Here is a 16,959-nt window from a genome sequence, read left to right as displayed (position 1 = left end):
CCTTCACCCGAGGAACGCGGGCGTCGTCGTCGGAAGCGAGATCAGCCACAGGCTCAGGGCCGTGTAGCCGATCATCACGAAGACGAAGGGGTACTGGCTCCGGATCGCCTGGAGCCGGCTGGGAAAGAGCCGGTAGGCCGTCGAGTGGGCGACCCAGATGGCGACCAGGTGGCCGCCGAGCACGAAGGCGATGTTCAGCGCCGACACCCACGCGGGGAGCGTGAGGACGACGGGGTTCGTCGGCGCCGACAGCGGCGACGCGAGGACCTGACCCAACGAGGGCGAAAGCGAGAGGAAGAACGCGAAGTAGTGCGCCAGGTGGTAGCCGGCCGCGATGACGACGAGCGAGGGCGCGAACGCGACCGCGAGCTCCCGGGGCGTTCGGGTGGTCAGGAGCCGCTCGGCGGCGACCCGCCCAGCGAGTCGGAACGCGCCGTAAAAGACGCCGAAGCCACCGAGGAACAGGAGCGCGTAGACCGCGGTCGCGGGGAGGCCGAGCCCGACGACTGCACGAATCGCGCTCGCGCCCTGCTCGGTCGTGACGAAGCCGCTGAAGGTGAGCTCCCAGACGAGCGCCACCGCGAACGCGACGTCGGAGAGCCCGGTCACGAGACGGTCGTCGGAGCCGGCTTCGCTCCCTCTCGCTTCCTCGGACGGTCGTCCCACGAGCCGCATCGCGGGCAGGGCGAGCCTGAGTCGACCCGCCTCCCACGCGAGCGGCGCGACGCGGCCGTAGAACCGGAGGAACGCCGAGACCGGATCGGCGTTCTCGAACCACGCGTCGCGGCCGAAGACGACTGCGCCCGCGACGGCGACGAGGCCGTAGCCGGCGACGGCGAAGGCGAGGCGCCGCGGATCGTTCGTGACGCCCGCAGCGGTCTCGATCCAGATCAGGACCAGGAACCCCGCGACGGCCGGCCAGCGGCCGAGGCGCTCGGGGTAGTCGACGATGCCGGTCGGGAGCGGCGCCGTGAGCGTCCGAAACGGATTCAGCGCCGGCCAGGCGTTCCCGAGCGCGTAGGTCGCCATCGTCAGGCCCGCGCGCCCCCCGGCGAAGACGACGACGACCGCGAGGTTGATCGTCGCGAGCTGCGGGCCCGCGACCCCGCGGTAGACGACGAGTGCGAGGAGCACGACGCCGAGGAGGCCGAGCGCGCCCCGACCGACGCGTCGCGCGCGCTCGGCGCCGACGTCCCGCCGCCAGTCGTGGATGCGTCGGACGAACCGGCGGTCGGTCACGAACCCCGCGAGCAGGGCCGAGGCGCCGATCGCCGCGCCGCCGGTCGCGACGTACAGCCAGCGCGGGACCGCGAGCGCGTCGCGGGAGGCCTCCGAGAGCCCGACGGCGGCGTTGCTGGCGGCGACGCCGCGGACGAAGAGCGTCAGTCCGACGGCGCCGATAGCGACCGCGAGGAGCAGCGCCCCGAGCCCGCGACGGACCTCGGCGGTGCCGCCGGCGGGCCGCCGCTCCGACTGGTCTTCAGGACGCATAGATCACGTAAAGGAAGAGAAAGCCGAAGTACAGCAACACGAGCACGGCCAGCGCCCGGAGGCGGAACGAGCGGATCTCGCGCTCCTCGGCCGCGTAGGCCTCGCGGTAGGCCTCCTGTTCGGCCGCGTCGAGGGCGTTCGGGTGCCTGACGCCGCGGTGGAGCACGAGGAGCTCCTCGGTGTAGAACGCGCGGCCGCAGTCGCCGCAGTCGAACGCCGGGTCGGCGCTCGCCTCCGCGTCCGCGCCGTCGCTCCGACCGTCATCGCCGTCCGTCCGTCCGCCAGAGTCGCGAGCGCTCACGAGTCCGATCTACGTCCAGGGGACCGAGCGCTCCTGGAGTTCGCCGGCGAGCGACCGCGTCATCGCCGTCTCGGGATCCCCGCGGTTCGCGAGCGCCCACATCAGTTTCACCTTCGCCGTCCCGGGGAGGGTGTCGCCGGCCTCGACGACGCCCGCGTCGAGGAGGTCGCGACCGGTGTCGTAGACGCGGTCGCAGACGCGGCCCTCCAGACACTGGCTCGTCATCGCGACGACGACGCCGTCGTCGACGAGCGACGAGAGCGTCGGGATCAGGTCCGTGTGGACGTGGCCGAGCCCCGTCCCCTCGACGACGAGGCCGTCCAGATCCGCGTCTTCGAGCATCGCGGCGTAACGGTCGAGGTCCATCCCCGGCGTGAACTTCAGCAGGTCGACGTTCTCGTTGAGGTCCGTCCGGACTCCGAGTTCGGTCTCGCCGCGCTCGGCGACGTCGCGGCGGAACTCGACTTCCTCGGCGTCGTAGTCGACGTACCCGATCGGCTCGGCGCCGACCGTCTCGAAGGCGTCCCGGCGGGAGGTGTGGTTCTTCCGGACGCGCGTCCCGCGGTGGAGCGCGCAGTCGTCGTCGGAGGTCGAAGCGTGCATACAGACGAGCACCTCCGCGGCGTCGGACTTCGCGGCCTCGACGGCGCAGACGGCGTTCATCACGTTGTCCGAGGAGGGGCGGTCGGCCGACCGCTGGCTCCCCGTGAAGACGATCGGGACCGGCGTGTCGAGCATATACGACAGCGCCGACGCGGAGAACTGCATCGTGTCGGTACCGTGCATCACGACGACGCCGTCGGCGCCCGCGCGGATCTCGTCGGCGACGACCTCGGCGAGGTCCTGCCAGACGCCGGGCGTCATGTTCTCCGAGAGAATGTTCGTGACGACCCGCCCGCGGTAGTTGGCGCGCCCCGCGAGGTCCGGCACCGCCCGGAGGACGTCCTCGGCGTCGAACTGGGCCGTCACCGCCCCAGTGCGGTAGTCGACGGTCGAGGCGATCGTCCCGCCGGTCGAGATGAGCGAGACCGTCGGGAGGTCGTCGTCGAAGGAGATCTCGGAGGCGTCCGACTCCTCCTGTGCGGACTCGATGTCGTAGGCGTCCGATTCCAGCACCTCCACGTCGGCGTCCGCACGTTCGATCCCGACGTTGTACCCGCCGTCGAGTTTCACGACGAGGTGATCGGGGGTCGAAGAGGGCATCAGGACGCCCTCGTTCGTGACGCCCGCGCGCTCGACGCGGACGCGGTCTCCGGGGTTCATACGCTCCCGTATCGGGGGCGCGGACTTGAATCCATTCGTTCGCGGCCACAGCGACTTCGTCGCCTCCGGTTCCGGGGGAGATCTTATATACGAAGCCGGGACCAGCGCCGGCGTGGTTTGACGGCTACCCCCCGTCGGAACGCGGGTGTCCGGCGCATCGACGGGGGCGCGTTCGCGTCGCGCCGGCTGTTCGCCCTCCGTCGCCTCGGGAGCCACCGCTTCCGAAGATTGGATCCCCCGTCTCTGACGTCGACCCCCGGCGCAAGAGTCAGGGTTCGGCGCCCGTTACCGAATGGTATGCAACGCTCGAAGGACGGAGCGGAACGGGACCGGGTCGATCCCGCCTCGCTCCTCGACGACGAGGACACCGAGAGCGGAGCGACCGGATCCGCCCGCTCCGAATCAGACGCCGGGTCGTCGTCCGGCGGGCGGCTCCGACGCCTGCTTCCGGGCGGCCCCACGGTCTCGGCCCGCTCGTTCCTGGTCGTTCTCGCGCTCCTGCTCGCCGGGACCTTCGTCGGCGGCGCGATCCCGGTCGTGGGCGCGCTCGGGCGGTTCCTCGGCCTCTTCGCCGCGGCGTTCGCGATCGGCCTCGGCGGCTCGCGGAGCCGCTATCTCGAAGTCGGGCTCGCGGGCGCGCTTGCGTCGGGGGCCGCGTTCGTTCTCGGGACGCTCACGAGCGTCTTCGCGCCGGTCGCGGTGAGCGTTCTGGCGGACTACGGGCTCGCCGTCGCGGGCGTCGGCGTCGCCAGCGGCCTGCTCGCGTCGCTCCTGGGCCACTACTTCGGCCGGGACCTGCGGCACGGTCTGACCCGACAGGTCTGATCGGCGCCGGTCGCCGACCGAGATAGAGGGGCCCGCGACCGGCGGGACCGCCGACGGGAGTGGGGATTTTCCCGCTCGACCGCGTTTGGCCGGTATGACCGTTATCGCGAAGGTCCACTTCTCGCACCCGGACATGGCGCTGGCCGACGTGATCCGGGCGCTCCCGGATGCGGACATCCGGGTGTTGCAGGACGTGAGCACCGACCCGGTCCACGGACAGCACTTCTTCACCACCGACGCCGACGACCCGGCGGCCTTCGAGGCCTACCTGGCGGCCGACCACACCGTCACGGCCTACCGACAGGTCGCGGACTACGAGAATCAGCCGGTCTACAGCGTCGAGTTCACCGCCGAGACGCTGCTCTTGGGTCCGGCCGTCGTCGAGCACGGCGGATTCGCGCTCGAAGCGTTCCAGCACGAGGGGGGCTGGGTCGAACGGTGGCAGCTCCCCGACCGGGGGTCGCTGCAGTCCGTGTGGGAGGTCGCGGACGACCGCTCCTTCGAGTTCGACATCCTGGAGCTGTACCGCGTCTCCTTCGACGAGCGGTCGGCGTCGACGACGCTCACCGACAAGCAGCAGGCGGCCCTCGCGACGGCGTACGAGATGGGCTACTTCGAGCACCCACAGGAGACCGATCTTGCGGCGGTTGCCGACGCGCTCGACATCTCGACGTCGGCCGCCAGCGGTCGGATCCGACGCGGGATCAGTTCCCTGATCGAGTCCTTCCCCGAGCGGTTCCCGGACCTCGACGTGTCCTGAGCGGGCGCGGGGAAGCCGTCGGGCTCACGCGATCCGCCACTCCGCGCCGTCGCGAACGACCAGGCCCTGTTCTTCGAGGCGTTCGAGCGCGCGCGCCACGCGGTCGGGGTCGGCGTTGACCTCCCGGGCGATCTCTCCCACCGACCGCGCCTCTCGCGAGATGGCCGCGAGCATCTCCGCGTAGAAGCGGCTGTCGGCCTCCGAGCCGAGCCGGTCGCTGAGGGCGTCGAGGACGTCGGTCACGCGCCCGTGGACCCACCGCTGAGCCAGGGAGAGCTCGCTCTCGATGTCGTCGAGGTAGGCGTACTCGCGGGCGAGCTCGGCGACCTCGGAGTCCGGATCCTCCAGGGGATCGGCCTCCGTCCGGAGGTCCCCTGGCTTGCGACGCTCGCGCTCGGAGTCGATCGGGGTCGGATGGCTCTCGGTGTCTTGGTCGCGACGCGCCGGATCGGCCCCGTCGTCGCCGTCCGGTTCCTCGCGTCGGTCGTCGTCCAGCTCCGGCAGTTCGATCTTGAGGTGCTGGCACCGCCCGCGTATGTCGAGGCTGCGGCTGGCCGGGTAGGCGCTCTTGGCGCCGAAGCGGTACGGCGAGACGCTCACCTCCAGCCGGAGGTTCCGGGCGATGTGGAAGTACTTCCGGCGCTTGTCGTCGGTCCGACTCTCGACGAGGCCGGCCTCCTCCAGCCGCCGCAGGTGGTCGATCACGGCCTTCGGACTGACCCCCAGGTACTCGCTGATCTCGGTGACGTAACACGGTTTGTGGGAGAGAAGCCGGAGGATGCGCCGGCGGTTCTCGTTCCCGAGGAGATCCAGGAGTACCGCGGAATCCATAACGAGAGGTAAATCGCGAGCACGTAATAGGCTGACGCATTTCCGGAGCGGGTCCGTTCCCCGTCACCGCTCCGCTCGATCGAACGCCCAGGCCGCGTAGCCGACCGCGAAGAACGAGAGCGCGACCGTGATCCCCGCCAGTAGGGGCCCGGCCTCGTAGCGCAGCGGTGGATAGAGCCCGAGGCCGTAGTCGAAGGCGTCGTTGACGAGAAGTAGCGCGAGCGCGACGACGAGCGCCTCGCGGGAGGTCTTCCCGTAGTAGGGGATCGCCGCCGCCTGGAGCAGGAAGAACAGGTGGGTGACGAGGATGCCCCAGTACTCCCACAGCAGCGCGGGCGCGAAGCCGACGTAGAGGTCCGGCCGGAGATTGAGCGCGACGGCCGTCCAGAGCCCGTACTTCACGAGCCAGACGAACGCGAGCGTGTGGAGGAGTTCGAGGAGACGGTTCGAGGGCGCTTCGGTCACCCGCTCCCCGAGCCGCGGCAGGAGCGTCGCGACCGAGAGCGTCGCGAGCGCGAGCGCCGTCGGCGAGTCGCCGAAGAGGGGATACGCGAGGGAGCTGAGCTCCGAAAGCGACGGCTCCGAGTGGACGTAGAAACTGACGCCCAGGAGGAAGGCGGCGCCGTCGACGACGAGCAGCCAGCCGAGACTCGCCGGACTCCCGAGGTAGTACTCGACCCAGCGCTCGGGGTAGGGGCGTCGGAGCCGGGCCGCGGGGTCGGCGTCACTCATCGGGTCGACCGACGGCGACGAGGGGAAAGAAGGTGTCGCGTTCGGGACCGCCTCGGCGCGGAGCTGTGGGCGTCGGCCGCGGGCTGCGATCACCGGCGAAGCGAAGCCTATTCCACCCTGCCTCGCCTCGCGTCCGGTATGCAGACAGCGCTGGTCGTCCTCGACGGCTGGGGGCTCGGCGACCACGACCGACGCGACGCGGTGAAAGCGGCGTCGACGCCGAACTTCGATCGGCTCGCCGACGCCGGCGCGTACGGGACGCTCGACGTGTCGGGCCGGAACGTCGGCCTGCCCGAGGGGCAGATGGGCAACAGCGAGGTCGGCCACCTCAACATCGGCGCCGGTCGCGTCGTCAAGCAGGCCTACACCCGGATCGAGGACTCGATCGACGACGGGACGTTCGCGACCAACGACGCCATCGCCTCGGCCTTCGACCACGCCGAGGAGACCGGCGGCCGCGTCCACTGTATGGGGCTCGTCAGCGACGGCGGCGTCCACTCCGAGCAGGGCCACCTCCACGCGCTGATCGAGATCGCCGCCGACCGCGGCGTCGAGGCCGTCACCCACGCCTTCACCGACGGCCGCGACACCGACCCCCACGGCGGCGAGGACTACCTCGCGGAACTCGAAGCGGTCGCCGCGGACCACGGTACCGGCGACGTCGCGACCGTCTCCGGGAGATACTACGCGATGGACCGCGATCAGAACTGGGAGCGGACCAAGCGCGCCTACGACGCCATCGTCGGCCGCGAGGCAGACCACGAAGCCGAGACGGCCGTAGACGCCGTGCGGGAGTCCTACGACCGCGGCGACACCGACGAGTTCGTCGAGCCGACGCTCGTCGCGGGCGGCCCCGCGCTGGAGGACGGCGACGCGGTCGTCTTCTTCAATTTCCGCCCGGACCGGGCGCGCCAGCTCGTCCGGATGCTCGCCGACATCGAGCCGGCGTGGCCCTTCGAGATCGAACCGCCCGAAATCCGGCTGGTCACGATGACCGAGTACGACGAGACGTTCGACCTCCCGGTCGCGTTCCCGCCCGAGGAGCCCGAGACGACGCTCGGCGCGGCCCTCGCCGAGGCCGGGAAGACGCAGCTCCGACTCGCCGAGTCCGAAAAGTACGCCCACGTCACCTACTTCCTCAACGGCGGCCGCGAGGTGGAGTTCGAGGGCGAGATCCGGCGGATCATCGAGAGCCCCGACGTCCCCACCTACGACGAGCAGCCCGAGATGAGCGCCGAGGCGGTGACCGACACCGCGATCGACCTGATCGAGTCCGCGGACCCCGACGCGATGGTCCTCAACTACGCCAACCCCGATATGGTCGGCCACACCGGCGACTTCGACGCCGCCGTCGCCGCCGTCGAGGCGGTCGACGTGCAGTTGGGTCGACTCGTAGACGCGCTCGAAGCCGCGGGCGCGCACGTCCTGATCACGGCCGATCACGGCAACGCCGACGATATGGGAACGCCCGAGGAACCCCACACCGCGCACACGACGAACCCCGTTCCCTTCGTCTACCTCACGCCCGACGGCGACGACGGCGGCCGTCGCGTTCGCTCGGGGGGGTCGCTGTGCGACGTCGCGCCGACGATGCTCGACCTGATGGGAGTCCCGAAGCCCGCGGCGATGACCGGCGAATCGCTCCTGGAGTAGGCGCGCCGTCGGCGATCTATCGCCCGCTTTCGGACGGCAAAGCGCTATATTCCCACCCGTCGGAGGGAGCGTATGGACTCTCCCGGAGCACTTTCCGAGCCGGCGGTTCGGCACTTCCCGAACGGGGTGCTCGTCGTCTTCGACGAGACGCTCACCTACCGGCTCGTCGGGCCGGACGCGTTGCCGTTCTCCGGGCGAAAGGCCGAAGAGATGGTCGGTAAGACGATCCACGAGCTGCTCGGCGCGGAGGCGGCCGACGCTCGACAGCTCGGGGATGGGAATGGGGCTATACCTCGTCGACAGGCTCGTCACGCGCTACGGCGGGGAGATACGCATCGAGGACAACGACCCCGAGGGGACGGTCTTCGTCCTCCGGCTCGCCCCGGCCGACGCGCCGGACGGCGGGTAGACTCCCCCCGACGACCCTGCACGGCACCAACCTATTTCTCGGCGGTCGACCGAGTACCGATACGCGTGTTCTCTCCCAGCGACCGGCTCCGTTCGATCTGGACGCAGGCCGTCTCCCTGGGGTGGCCGGTCGCCGTCCAGCAGACGCTCAACACGCTGATGCGGACGGTCGACATCCTCGTGACCGGCCTCTTTTCGCCGGCCGCCGTGGCCGCGATCGGGCTCGCGGACCTCTACTCGCGGCTGCCGCTCCGCATCGGGATGGGACTGGGCAGCGGTGCGATCGCGCTGTCGAGCCAGGAGACGGGCCGCGGCGCCGGCGTCACCCGGGACCGCGCCGTCACGCAGGCGCTCCTACTGGGACTTCTGGCGGGGCTCCCGCTCGCCGCCGTCGGCCTCCTGTTCAGCGAGCCGCTCATCTCGGTCCTCGGCGCGACAGCGACCGTCGCCCGTACCGGCGGGACGTACCTGGCGATCGTCCTCGCGGTCGCGCCGCTGCGGATCGTCGGCTTCGTCGGCGCCCGCGCGCTCCAGGGCACGGGCGACACGCGCACGCCGATGGCCGTCAACGGGACCGCGACGCTCCTCAACATCGTGTTGTCGGTCGCGCTCGGCCTCGGCGTCGCCGGCGCGCCGCGGCTCGGGATCGTCGGCGTCGGGATCGCCACCGCCGTCGGACGGACGGTCGAAGCGGTCGCGCTGATCGGCGTGATCCTGAGCCCGCGGGTGTCGCTGTCGCTCGCCCGACCGCGGGGGTTCCTCCTGACGCGGCAACTGCTGGCGGTCAGCGTCCCCGACATCGCCGGGGGGATGAGCACCGAACTCGCGCGGTTTCCGTTCAATTCGCTCGTGCTCCTGTTCGGGACGGAGGCCAACGCGGCCTACCACATCGCCAACCGTGTGTATCAGCAGTTCACCGCACCGCTGTTCCGCGCGTTCCGAACGGTGTCGAGCATCCTCGTCGGCCAGGAACTGGGCGCGGGGCGTCCCGACGACGCCCGCTACGCCGCTTACGCGATCTGCGGGCTCAGCCTCGCGATTCTCGGCGTCGCCGGCGGACTGCTCTTCGCGTTCGCCGGGCCGCTCGCGACGCTCTTCACCGACGACCTAGCGACGATCGGCTACGCCGCGGACTTCAACCGCGCGTTCGCCGTCGCGATGGTCTTCATCGGCGTCTACTTCCCGCTTTCGGGCTCGCTGAAGGGCGCCGGCGACACCCGGACGCCGTTCTGGGCGGGCGTCGTCGGCTCGTACGTCTTCCTGTTGGGGACGTCCTACCTGCTCGCGGTCACGCTCGGCTACGGAATCGTCGGCGTATACGTCGGGATCGTCCTCTCGTACGTCGCCCGCGCCGCCATCGTCGGCGCGCGGATGGGCGGCCGCGACTGGACGGACCTGGCCGCGCGGATGATCGACGAGCGGGCCGCCGCGGACGGCGACCGCGACGACCGAACGGACCGGCGCGGCTGATCGTGATTACTCTCGCCTCCGTTCACTCGTCGGGGTCGGCCGCGAACTCCTCGATGAGCGGGCTTTCGAGCGGCTCCCGCTCCCAGTCGCGGCGGGCGTCGCCGTCGATCTCGGCCCTGATCTTCTCTTCGAGGAGGCTCACCGCGACGCTGTTTGCGCCCTCGGGGATGATGAGGTCGGCGTGTTTCTTCGTCGGCTCGACGAACTGCTCGTGCATCGGTTTGACCGTCGCGAGGTACTGCTCGATGACGCCTTCGAGGTCGCGGCCCCGCTCGATGACGTCGCGCTTGATCCGCCGGAGGATCCGGACGTCGGCGTCGGTTTCGACGTACAGGCGGAGGTCGAACATATCGTTGAGGTCCTCGTCGTAGAGCGCGAAGATGCCCTCCAGGACGATGACGTCCGTGGGCTCGACGCGCTCGGGCTCGTCGGTCCGGTTGTGCCGCTCGAAGTCGTAGACGGGCATCTCGATCGGCTGGCCTTCGAGCAGCGTCGAGACCTGCTCGCGCAGGAACTCCCACTCGAACGCCGAGGGGTGGTCGTAGTTGACCTGCTCGCGCTCTTCGAACTCGAGGTGGCTCAGGTCCTCGTAGTAGTTGTCGAGCGGGATCCGGGTGACGGAGTCGCCGACGCCCTCGGCGATCAGGCGGGCCACCGTCGTCTTTCCGGCGCCGGTGCCGCCGGCGATCCCGACCACGAACGACGGGATAGTCATCCCTTGGGTGGCGAGCGCCCGGGCGCTTGAGCGTGTCGGATGCGCGGTGCCCGCTCCTGCGGCCCCACGCGACCAGCGACCGAGCGACGGCGGTCTCCGAGCGGATTCCCGCGGCCGCAAAAAGTACGAATTTCGATACATACGGGATAAAGCCGACCTTCGGGTTCGGAACTGCGAGCGGACGAACCGCTGGCGTGACAGCACCGACCGGTCGGTTCGTCCTGCGTATCCATCGTGATCGTCTCTGACATATACGCGAACGTACATACACGAACGTACAGTACCATAACGGACACATTTATACGGAGGAGACACATTCCGAGGAATATGGCACGTGATATCGTACGGCGTGACTTTATCAAGCGCGTCGGCGCAGCGGGTGCGATCGGAGCGACGGGAATTGCCGGCTGTATCGGGAGCCCCAACAGCGGTGGCGGCGGGGACGGAACAGACACCGGCGGTGCTACGACCACCGGCGGCGGTGGAGGCCCCGACGGACTGGTCGTCATCGGCTACCCCGAGAGCGGGATTCAGCTGTTCCGCGACTACTACAGTATGTCCGACGGGGACCACGAGATCCTCGTGCCGGACGGCCTCCGCGACGGGGCGCTCCCGGGCCAGGTCGGCAACGACATGTCGAACGTGACCGGGACGGCGCCCGCGGCCGGCGGTCCGAACCAGGAGGCGTTCAACACGCTGTTCCAGGAGGAGTACGGCTCCTCGCCCGGCGTCTTCACTTCCCAGTCATACGACTCGGTCGCCATCCAGCTGCTGGCGAACGCCGCAGCCGGCGCGAACGACGGCACCGCGATCCGCGATCAGATGCGCCGGATCGCGAACCCGTCCGGAATGACGGTCACGCCGAAAAACATCGTCGAGGGCGTCGAGGCCGCCGCCAACGGCGACGACGTGAACTACCAGGGCGCCTCCTCCGCGACGAACTTCGATCAGAACGGGGACCCGGCGACGGCGGCGTACTCCATCTGGGAGTTCGCGGACGGCAGCACCTCACAGATCGAGGTCCAGAACTTCGAGGGCGCCAACCCGAAGGGCGCCGGCCCCGCCGCCGACAGCGGCCCCGGCGGCACCGACCGCGAGATGAGCGTCGGGATCCTCCTGCCGGAGACCGGCGGGCTCGCCTCCGTCGGGCAGCCGATGATCCAGGCGGCCCAGCTCCCCGCGATGCAGGTCAACGAGGCGAACCCGGCGGGCCTCTCGGTCAGCGCGCAGGTCGAGGACACCCAGACCTCGCCGAGCGCGGGCGTCGCCGCCGCCGAGTCGCTCGTCAGCGCGGGCGTGCCGAGCGTCTGCGGGTCGGCCTCCTCGGGCGTGAACGTCCCGGTCTCCCAGCAGGTGTTCATCCCGAACCAGATCGTCGGCTGCTCGCCGTCGTCGACCGCGCTGTCGGTGTCGAACCTCGAGGACAACGACTACATCTTCCGGACGGCGCCCTCGGACTTCCTGCAGGGCCGCGTGATGGCGCAGGTGATGTCCGAGCGGCTCGGCGTCAGCAGCGTCTCGACGCTGTATGTCAACAACGACTACGGCCAGCAGCTCTCGAACCGGTTCAGTAACGTCTTCGCCGAGGAGTTCGGCGGTGAAGTGTACCACAAGGTCGGCTTCAACAAGGGCGCGTCCTCCTACACCTCTGCCCTGGAGACGGCCCTGTCGCCGCCGAGCAACTGAGACGCCCGCGGCGGGCTCAGACCTCCGCTATCCGCCGAGGAAGTCCCGGCGGACCTGCTCGTCGTTCAGGAGCGCGTCGCCGTCGTCCATGTAGCGGTTCTGCCCGTTCGCGAGGACGTAGCCGCGGTCGCAGCGCCGGAGGGCCTCCTTGGCGTTCTGTTCGACCATCAGGACCGCGGTCCCGTCGTCGTTGATCGCGTCGATCCGGTCGAACATGTCGTCGACGAGGTCGGGCGCGAGCCCCGCCGAGGGTTCGTCCAGGAGGAGCAGCGAGGGTTCGAGCATCAGCGCCCGGCCCATCGCGAGCATCTGCTGCTGGCCGCCGGACATCGTCCCCGCCTTCTGGGCCTGCCGCTCTTCGAGGATCGGGAAGCGATCGAAGACGGCGTCCAGGGCGTCCTGCGGGATCTCGTCGAGGATGTACGCCCCCATTTCGAGGTTCTCCCGGACGGTCAGGGTCGAGAAGATATTGTCGTTCTGCGGGACGTAGCCGATCCCCTCGTGGATGATCTCCTCTGGCCGCAGCCCGGTGATGTCCGCGCCCTCGAAGGTGACGGTGCCGCCCATCAGGTTCGTCAGCCCGAAGACGGACTTCATCACCGTCGACTTGCCGGCGCCGTTGGGACCGACGATGGTGACGTACTCCCCGTCGGCGACGTCCAGGTCGACGTCGGTGAGGATCTGGAGGTCGCCGTAGCCAGCGTCGAGGCCGCGGACTTCCAGCAGCGACTCCGCCTCCCACTCCGGGATCGCGTCCCGCGAGACGTCGGCCGCGTCCGGGTCGTCCGCGATGTCCGCGCTGTCGGCCGCGACGTCGGGATCGGCGCCGGCGTCGTCGCCCTGCGCGTCGGCGCTCATACGTTCCCTCCGAGGTAGGCCTCGATGACTTCCTCGTTCGCCTGAATCTCCGCGGGCGTGCCCTCGGTGAGGACTCTGCCCTGGTGGAGGACGATCACTCGCTCGCAGTTTTCCATTATCAGGTCCATATCGTGTTCGACGAGCAGGAACGTGTAGCCCTGCTCGCGCAGTTCGTGGATGTGGTCGAGCAGGCGACGCTCCAGCGACGGATTCACGCCGGCGAACGGCTCGTCCAAGAGCAGGATGTCCGGGTCTGTCAGGAGCGCCCGCGCCAGCTCCAGCAGCTTCCGCTGGCCGCCCGAGAGGTTGCCCGCGTACTCCTCGGCGATGTGGTCGATCTCGAAGAACTCCAGCACCTCCCAGACCCGTTCGAGCAGCGCCGACTCCTGTTCGATCACGTCGCCGCGGAAGCCCGGCGTCACGGAGCGCCACAGCGCCTCGCCGCGCTGGTGCTTCGGCGCGAGCATCATGTTCTCAAGCACCGTCATCTCCTGGAGCTCGCGGGCGATCTGGAACGTCCGGACGAGGCCCTCGTTCGCGATGGTGTGTGGCTTTTGGCCGGTGATGTCCTCGCCGTCGAAGGTCACGCTCCCCGCGTCGGGTTCCAACATCCCGGTGATGAGGTTGAACGTCGTCGACTTGCCGGCGCCGTTCGGGCCGATCAGCCCGGTGAGACTCCCGCGCTCGACTCGGAAGGACGCGTCGTCGACGGCGGTGATCCCCCCGAAGGACTTCCGGAGATCCTCGACGACGAGGGGGAACTCCTCGGAGACGGACGGGCCGCCGGTGCCGAGGTTCAGCCCGCCCGGCTCGGCGTCGACGTCGTCGGGGGCGCCAGCCGCGGCGGACCCCGCGTCCTGCTCGTCGGAGGCGGCGTCACTCATCGCCGTCACCTCCCGGCGACGACGCGGCGCCGCCGTCGGTGCTGGCGCTGGCGGCGGTGTCGCCGGCGTTCGACGACGTCAGCGGGATGCCCGCGGCGGTCTCCTTGCGGTGGCCGAGCATCCCCTCCGGGCGGTTGTGCATCAGCCAGATCAGCACCAGGCCCATAAACACGAGCTGGAGCTGCCGGATGCTGTCGATCGTGTAGAAGAACAGCGGCGCCGGATTGAGATTCGAGATCAGCGGCGCGATCGCGGGGCCGAAGCCCGGCGGCGCGCTGGCGTTCGGCAGCACAGTGTCGACGAGGTTCTTCAGGTACCGCGGCCCCTGATACAGCAGCGCGGCGAAGACCGCGCCGCCGAGGACGCTGCCGGTGTTCGAGCCCGCGCCGCCGATGATGAGCGCGATCCACACGAAGAACGTGATCCGCGGCCGGAAGGTGTTCGGCGTGACGGCGCCGCTGCGCATAAACCAGAGGATGCCCGCCAGGCCCATCAGCGCGCAGCCGAGCATAAACGCCTTGATCTTGAAGCGGTTCGTGTTCTTGCCCAGCGAGTTCGCGACGTCTTCGTCCTCGCGGATGGCCTTGAGCACCCGGCCGAACGGCGACTCGCCGGTGCGCTTCAGGAGCCAGTAATAGAGGGCGACGAAGGACAGGAGAACGACGCCGTAGACGAGCCCGTCGACGATGGGCTTCGGAGTGTTCGGGACGAGCACCTTGAAGGCGTCGACGAAGCCGGCGTACGCGCCGCCCAGACCGACGAAGTCGAAGAAGGCGGTCAGCGGGTCCGTGTAGTTGAGGATGATCCCCGACCCGCCGCCGAAGCCGACGCGCGCGCCGAACAGCCGGAACTGCGAGAGCTCGCCCGAGAGGAACGAAAAGCGGACGATCTCGGACATCGCGATCGTGACGATGGCGAGGTAGTCCGCCCGCAACCGCAGCGCCGGGAGGGCGATCACCAGACCCAGCAGCGCCGCCGCGACGACCCCGGCGACGATCCCGACGGCGATCGGGAGACCGAGCCCGCCGACCTGCGCCGCGCCGCCGGGCTGGAACACCGGCTTGGCGAACAGCGCCATCACGTAGATTCCGACCGCCATGAAACCCACGATCCCGATGTTGAAGAGCCCGGTGTAGCCCCAGTGGAGGTTGAGCGCGAGCGCCAGCATCGCGAAGACCGCGATGTAGAACGTCAGCGTCGCGATGGTGTTGAACTGTCCCCGCAGCGAGTAGCCGAGGCCGACGCCGATCAGGACGTACGCGGCGTAGGTGGCGACGAGGACGGCCACGATGAGGCCGGCGTCGCCGCCGGGGATCCGTTCGGCGACGTCGTCGCGTACGCTCATGCCGTCGACCTCCCGGAGAAGAGCCCCTCGGGCTTCACCAAGAGCAGGATGATCATCACCAGGAAGGCCGCCGCTCGGGAGAACGTCGACGGGATCCAGACGACCGACAGCGAGTACGTCAGCCCGATGGCGAGCCCGCCGACGATGGCGCCGTAGATCGAACCGATGCCGCCGAGGATGACGGCCGCGAAGATCAACAGCAGGAGGAGCCACCCGTCGTTGAAGCTGATCGTCCCCTTCCAGAGGATGAACATATAGCCCGCGACGCCGGTCAGGCCGCCGCCGATGACCCATACCGCGCGGACCACCCGCTCTGTGGGAATCCCCGTGATCTGCGCGAGGTCCTCGTTGTCGGCCATCGCGCGCATCGCCTTGCCGAGCTTCGTCAGCTGCAAGAGGAAGTGGACGCCGAGCATCATACCGCCAGCGACCACTGCGAGCGCGACGTCGTGGGCGCTCACGCGCACGACCCCGTCGACGAAGTACAGCGAGACCGACGGCGGCTGTGCCGTCGTCCCGCGGACGTTCGATCCGAAGACGAAGAGGATCAGGTACCGGAGCGCGAACGCCACGCCAACGCTGGTGATGAGCAGGGTGATGCCGTCGGCGTCCCGGAGCGGACTGAACACGGTCCGATCGACGAAGAGCGCCAGGAGGACGGTCGACGCGCCGGCGACGACGATGCCGGCGACGATCGCCAGCGGCGTTCCGGTGACGTTGATCCCGAGCGTCCCGCCGAAGACCGAGCCGCCGGCACCCACCAGCAGCAGCGCCCCCACGTCGGCCCGACCGAGGCCGGCGACGAGGTACGTCGTCGCCCAGCCGGAGAACGCGCCCGCGGTGATGTAATCACCGTGCGCGAAGTTCGCGAAGTTCAGAATGCTGTACGTCATAGAGAGCCCGATGCCCGCGAGACCGATCACCAGCCCGCGCATCAGTCCGTCCCAGACCAGCGAGCCGACGCTGCTGAACGAGTAGCTCCCGGTCGTGAGGCCGTAGAGCAGGTCGAACAGCAGTACCGTCCCGACGAGCGCCAGGAGGACTGACCCGGGCCGCGCGACCGCGAACTGCCGTCCGCGTGTGTATGTCTCGGCGATCCCCATTGATAACTATCCTCACGATATTTCGCGTTCGGAAGCGATGATAAGTCTTTCTTCCCATCGATATCATCGCCGTCGATCCTGACAGTTTCGGGCCGTCTGCGGGGGTCGCGGTCGCCGCGACGATGCCGGTCCCGATCCCAGACCGATCCGTTCAAGCGCCCCCGCCGTCTGCACGCGGACGTGCCATCGAGACCCCGGCTCGGCCTCGGCCTCGCGACCCTCGTCGCGAGCGTCGCGACCGCCGGGAGCCTCTACTTCAGCCTCGGCCTCGGGCTGGTCCCCTGCGAACTCTGCTGGTACCAGCGGATCCTGATGTACCCGCTTGTCGTCGTACTCGGCGTCGCTGCGATCGAAGACCGCGCCGCGGTCGCGCGCACGGTGCTCCCGCTGTCGCTCCTGGGGACCGCGATCGCGGCGTATCACGTCGTCCTCCAGGTCCGGCCGAGCGTCGGCGGGACCTGTTCGGTCGACGGCGGCTGCTCGTCGATCCTCTACCCGATGCTCGACGGCCTGCTGACGATCCCCCGGCTCTCGCTCGTCGCGTTCGTTCTCGTGACGGCGCTCGCGGCGCTCGCGTGGCTGGCCCGAGAGCCCGCCGACGGGTGGTAGGTCACCGACCTCGCGGTCATCGCCT

Annotated in this window: 17 protein-coding genes; 7 read left to right on the top strand and 10 right to left on the bottom strand. The window is 69.5% G+C overall.

Going from position 1 to position 16,959, the window contains the following annotated elements; genetic code table 11:
• Positions 1-3: 3 nt before the first annotated feature.
• Genes ACQUQ0_RS09255 through gatD form a run of 3 tightly spaced genes read right to left on the bottom strand, consistent with a single transcriptional unit; the run spans position 4 to position 3,055 of the window.
• Entirely contained in the window at positions 4-1,491 is a 1,488-nt protein-coding gene (locus ACQUQ0_RS09255) for a hypothetical protein (protein ID WP_435184723.1), read from the bottom strand.
• Positions 1,481-1,792 carry a DNA-binding protein gene (locus ACQUQ0_RS09250; protein ID WP_435184722.1) on the bottom strand — a complete coding sequence of 104 codons (312 nt, stop codon included), beginning with the start codon at positions 1,790-1,792 and terminating at the stop codon, positions 1,481-1,483. Before ACQUQ0_RS09250 ends, ACQUQ0_RS09255 begins: the two co-directional genes overlap by 11 nt.
• 9 nt (positions 1,793-1,801) lie before the next feature.
• Complete coding sequence (gene gatD, locus ACQUQ0_RS09245) at positions 1,802-3,055, bottom strand: Glu-tRNA(Gln) amidotransferase subunit GatD (RefSeq protein ID WP_435184721.1); 1,254 nt, start codon at positions 3,053-3,055, stop codon at positions 1,802-1,804.
• A gap of 297 nt (positions 3,056-3,352) precedes the next feature.
• On the opposite strand from gatD, the gene ACQUQ0_RS09240 reads away from it, so the two are divergent.
• Both ACQUQ0_RS09240 and ACQUQ0_RS09235 read left to right on the top strand, forming a co-directional pair.
• Positions 3,353-3,880, top strand: a complete 528-nt coding sequence (locus ACQUQ0_RS09240) for a hypothetical protein (protein ID WP_435184720.1) — start codon at positions 3,353-3,355, stop codon at positions 3,878-3,880.
• Positions 3,881-3,974: 94 nt separating this feature from the next.
• A complete protein-coding gene (locus ACQUQ0_RS09235; RefSeq protein ID WP_435184719.1) occupies positions 3,975-4,640 on the top strand; it encodes a helix-turn-helix domain-containing protein in 666 nt (221 codons plus the stop codon).
• 24 nt (positions 4,641-4,664) lie between these two features.
• Here the strand turns inward: ACQUQ0_RS09235 and ACQUQ0_RS09230 are convergent, their stop codons facing one another.
• Both ACQUQ0_RS09230 and ACQUQ0_RS09225 read right to left on the bottom strand, forming a co-directional pair.
• The gene (locus tag ACQUQ0_RS09230; RefSeq protein WP_435184718.1) at positions 4,665-5,471 is read right to left on the bottom strand and encodes an ArsR family transcriptional regulator; all 807 of its coding nucleotides are present in this window, start codon (positions 5,469-5,471) and stop codon (positions 4,665-4,667) included.
• Positions 5,472-5,534: 63 nt separating this feature from the next.
• Positions 5,535-6,203 carry a DUF1405 domain-containing protein gene (locus ACQUQ0_RS09225; protein WP_435184717.1) on the bottom strand — a complete coding sequence of 223 codons (669 nt, stop codon included), beginning with the start codon at positions 6,201-6,203 and terminating at the stop codon, positions 5,535-5,537.
• 138 nt (positions 6,204-6,341) lie between these two features.
• On the opposite strand from ACQUQ0_RS09225, the gene gpmI reads away from it, so the two are divergent.
• The 3 genes from gpmI to ACQUQ0_RS09210 all read left to right on the top strand — a co-directional run bounded on the left by gpmI (position 6,342) and on the right by ACQUQ0_RS09210 (position 9,734).
• On the top strand, positions 6,342-7,856 hold the full coding sequence (gene gpmI / locus ACQUQ0_RS09220; RefSeq protein WP_435184716.1) for a 2,3-bisphosphoglycerate-independent phosphoglycerate mutase: 1,515 nt from the start codon (positions 6,342-6,344) through the stop codon (positions 7,854-7,856).
• A 274-nt stretch (positions 7,857-8,130) separates the two neighbouring features.
• On the top strand, positions 8,131-8,265 hold the full coding sequence (locus ACQUQ0_RS09215; protein WP_435184900.1) for an ATP-binding protein: 135 nt from the start codon (positions 8,131-8,133) through the stop codon (positions 8,263-8,265).
• 59 nt (positions 8,266-8,324) lie between these two features.
• A complete protein-coding gene (locus ACQUQ0_RS09210) occupies positions 8,325-9,734 on the top strand; it encodes an MATE family efflux transporter (protein WP_435184899.1) in 1,410 nt (469 codons plus the stop codon).
• Between the two features lie 22 nt (positions 9,735-9,756).
• Here the strand turns inward: ACQUQ0_RS09210 and udk are convergent, their stop codons facing one another.
• Positions 9,757-10,449, bottom strand: coding sequence for a uridine kinase (gene udk / locus ACQUQ0_RS09205; protein WP_435184715.1), 693 nt, complete (start codon positions 10,447-10,449; stop codon positions 9,757-9,759).
• 327 nt (positions 10,450-10,776) lie between these two features.
• On the opposite strand from udk, the gene ACQUQ0_RS09200 reads away from it, so the two are divergent.
• A complete protein-coding gene (locus tag ACQUQ0_RS09200) occupies positions 10,777-12,135 on the top strand; it encodes an ABC transporter substrate-binding protein (protein ID WP_435184714.1) in 1,359 nt (452 codons plus the stop codon).
• 27 nt (positions 12,136-12,162) lie between these two features.
• On the opposite strand, the gene ACQUQ0_RS09195 is transcribed toward ACQUQ0_RS09200, so the two are convergent.
• From ACQUQ0_RS09195 to ACQUQ0_RS09180, 4 genes are read right to left on the bottom strand one after another with little or no spacing between them, the layout of a single operon-like run.
• Positions 12,163-12,993, bottom strand: coding sequence for an ABC transporter ATP-binding protein (locus ACQUQ0_RS09195; protein WP_435184713.1), 831 nt, complete (start codon positions 12,991-12,993; stop codon positions 12,163-12,165).
• Complete coding sequence (locus ACQUQ0_RS09190; RefSeq protein ID WP_435184711.1) at positions 12,990-13,877, bottom strand: ABC transporter ATP-binding protein; 888 nt, start codon at positions 13,875-13,877, stop codon at positions 12,990-12,992. Before ACQUQ0_RS09190 ends, ACQUQ0_RS09195 begins: the two co-directional genes overlap by 4 nt.
• The gene (locus tag ACQUQ0_RS09185; RefSeq protein ID WP_435184710.1) at positions 13,870-15,222 is read right to left on the bottom strand and encodes a branched-chain amino acid ABC transporter permease; all 1,353 of its coding nucleotides are present in this window, start codon (positions 15,220-15,222) and stop codon (positions 13,870-13,872) included. Before ACQUQ0_RS09185 ends, ACQUQ0_RS09190 begins: the two co-directional genes overlap by 8 nt.
• Positions 15,219-16,325 (bottom strand): branched-chain amino acid ABC transporter permease, encoded by a 1,107-nt coding sequence (locus tag ACQUQ0_RS09180; protein WP_435184708.1) that lies wholly within the window; start codon positions 16,323-16,325, stop codon positions 15,219-15,221. Before ACQUQ0_RS09180 ends, ACQUQ0_RS09185 begins: the two co-directional genes overlap by 4 nt.
• A gap of 180 nt (positions 16,326-16,505) precedes the next feature.
• Between ACQUQ0_RS09180 and ACQUQ0_RS09175 the strand changes: the two genes are divergently transcribed.
• Positions 16,506-16,934, top strand: a complete 429-nt coding sequence (locus ACQUQ0_RS09175; protein WP_435184707.1) for a disulfide bond formation protein B — start codon at positions 16,506-16,508, stop codon at positions 16,932-16,934.
• The last annotated feature ends 25 nt before the right edge of the window (positions 16,935-16,959 follow it).

This window comes from Halobellus sp. EA9 (genome assembly GCF_051195055.1).
GTDB lineage: Archaea > Halobacteriota > Halobacteria > Halobacteriales > Haloferacaceae > Haloquadratum > Haloquadratum rubicundus.
The sequence above is the reverse complement of the archived record's forward strand: the minus strand, read 5'-3'. Positions and strand labels throughout refer to the sequence as shown.

What these genes read in the sequence shown, in the direction of transcription:
- ACQUQ0_RS09255 (WP_435184723.1), bottom strand. Translation starts at nt 1,491, where the DNA reads ATGCGTCCTGAAGACCAGTCGGAGCGGCGGCCCGCCGGCGGCACCGCC.
- gatD (WP_435184721.1), bottom strand. Translation starts at nt 3,055, where the DNA reads ATGAACCCCGGAGACCGCGTCCGCGTCGAGCGCGCGGGCGTCACGAAC.
- ACQUQ0_RS09240 (WP_435184720.1), top strand. Translation starts at nt 3,353, where the DNA reads ATGCAACGCTCGAAGGACGGAGCGGAACGGGACCGGGTCGATCCCGCC.
- ACQUQ0_RS09235 (WP_435184719.1), top strand. Translation starts at nt 3,975, where the DNA reads ATGACCGTTATCGCGAAGGTCCACTTCTCGCACCCGGACATGGCGCTG.
- ACQUQ0_RS09230 (WP_435184718.1), bottom strand. Translation starts at nt 5,471, where the DNA reads ATGGATTCCGCGGTACTCCTGGATCTCCTCGGGAACGAGAACCGCCGG.
- ACQUQ0_RS09225 (WP_435184717.1), bottom strand. Translation starts at nt 6,203, where the DNA reads ATGAGTGACGCCGACCCCGCGGCCCGGCTCCGACGCCCCTACCCCGAG.
- gpmI (WP_435184716.1), top strand. Translation starts at nt 6,342, where the DNA reads ATGCAGACAGCGCTGGTCGTCCTCGACGGCTGGGGGCTCGGCGACCAC.
- ACQUQ0_RS09215 (WP_435184900.1), top strand. Translation starts at nt 8,131, where the DNA reads ATGGGAATGGGGCTATACCTCGTCGACAGGCTCGTCACGCGCTACGGC.
- udk (WP_435184715.1), bottom strand. Translation starts at nt 10,449, where the DNA reads ATGACTATCCCGTCGTTCGTGGTCGGGATCGCCGGCGGCACCGGCGCC.
- ACQUQ0_RS09200 (WP_435184714.1), top strand. Translation starts at nt 10,777, where the DNA reads ATGGCACGTGATATCGTACGGCGTGACTTTATCAAGCGCGTCGGCGCA.
- ACQUQ0_RS09195 (WP_435184713.1), bottom strand. Translation starts at nt 12,993, where the DNA reads ATGAGCGCCGACGCGCAGGGCGACGACGCCGGCGCCGATCCCGACGTC.
- ACQUQ0_RS09190 (WP_435184711.1), bottom strand. Translation starts at nt 13,877, where the DNA reads ATGAGTGACGCCGCCTCCGACGAGCAGGACGCGGGGTCCGCCGCGGCT.
- ACQUQ0_RS09185 (WP_435184710.1), bottom strand. Translation starts at nt 15,222, where the DNA reads ATGAGCGTACGCGACGACGTCGCCGAACGGATCCCCGGCGGCGACGCC.
- ACQUQ0_RS09180 (WP_435184708.1), bottom strand. Translation starts at nt 16,325, where the DNA reads ATGGGGATCGCCGAGACATACACACGCGGACGGCAGTTCGCGGTCGCG.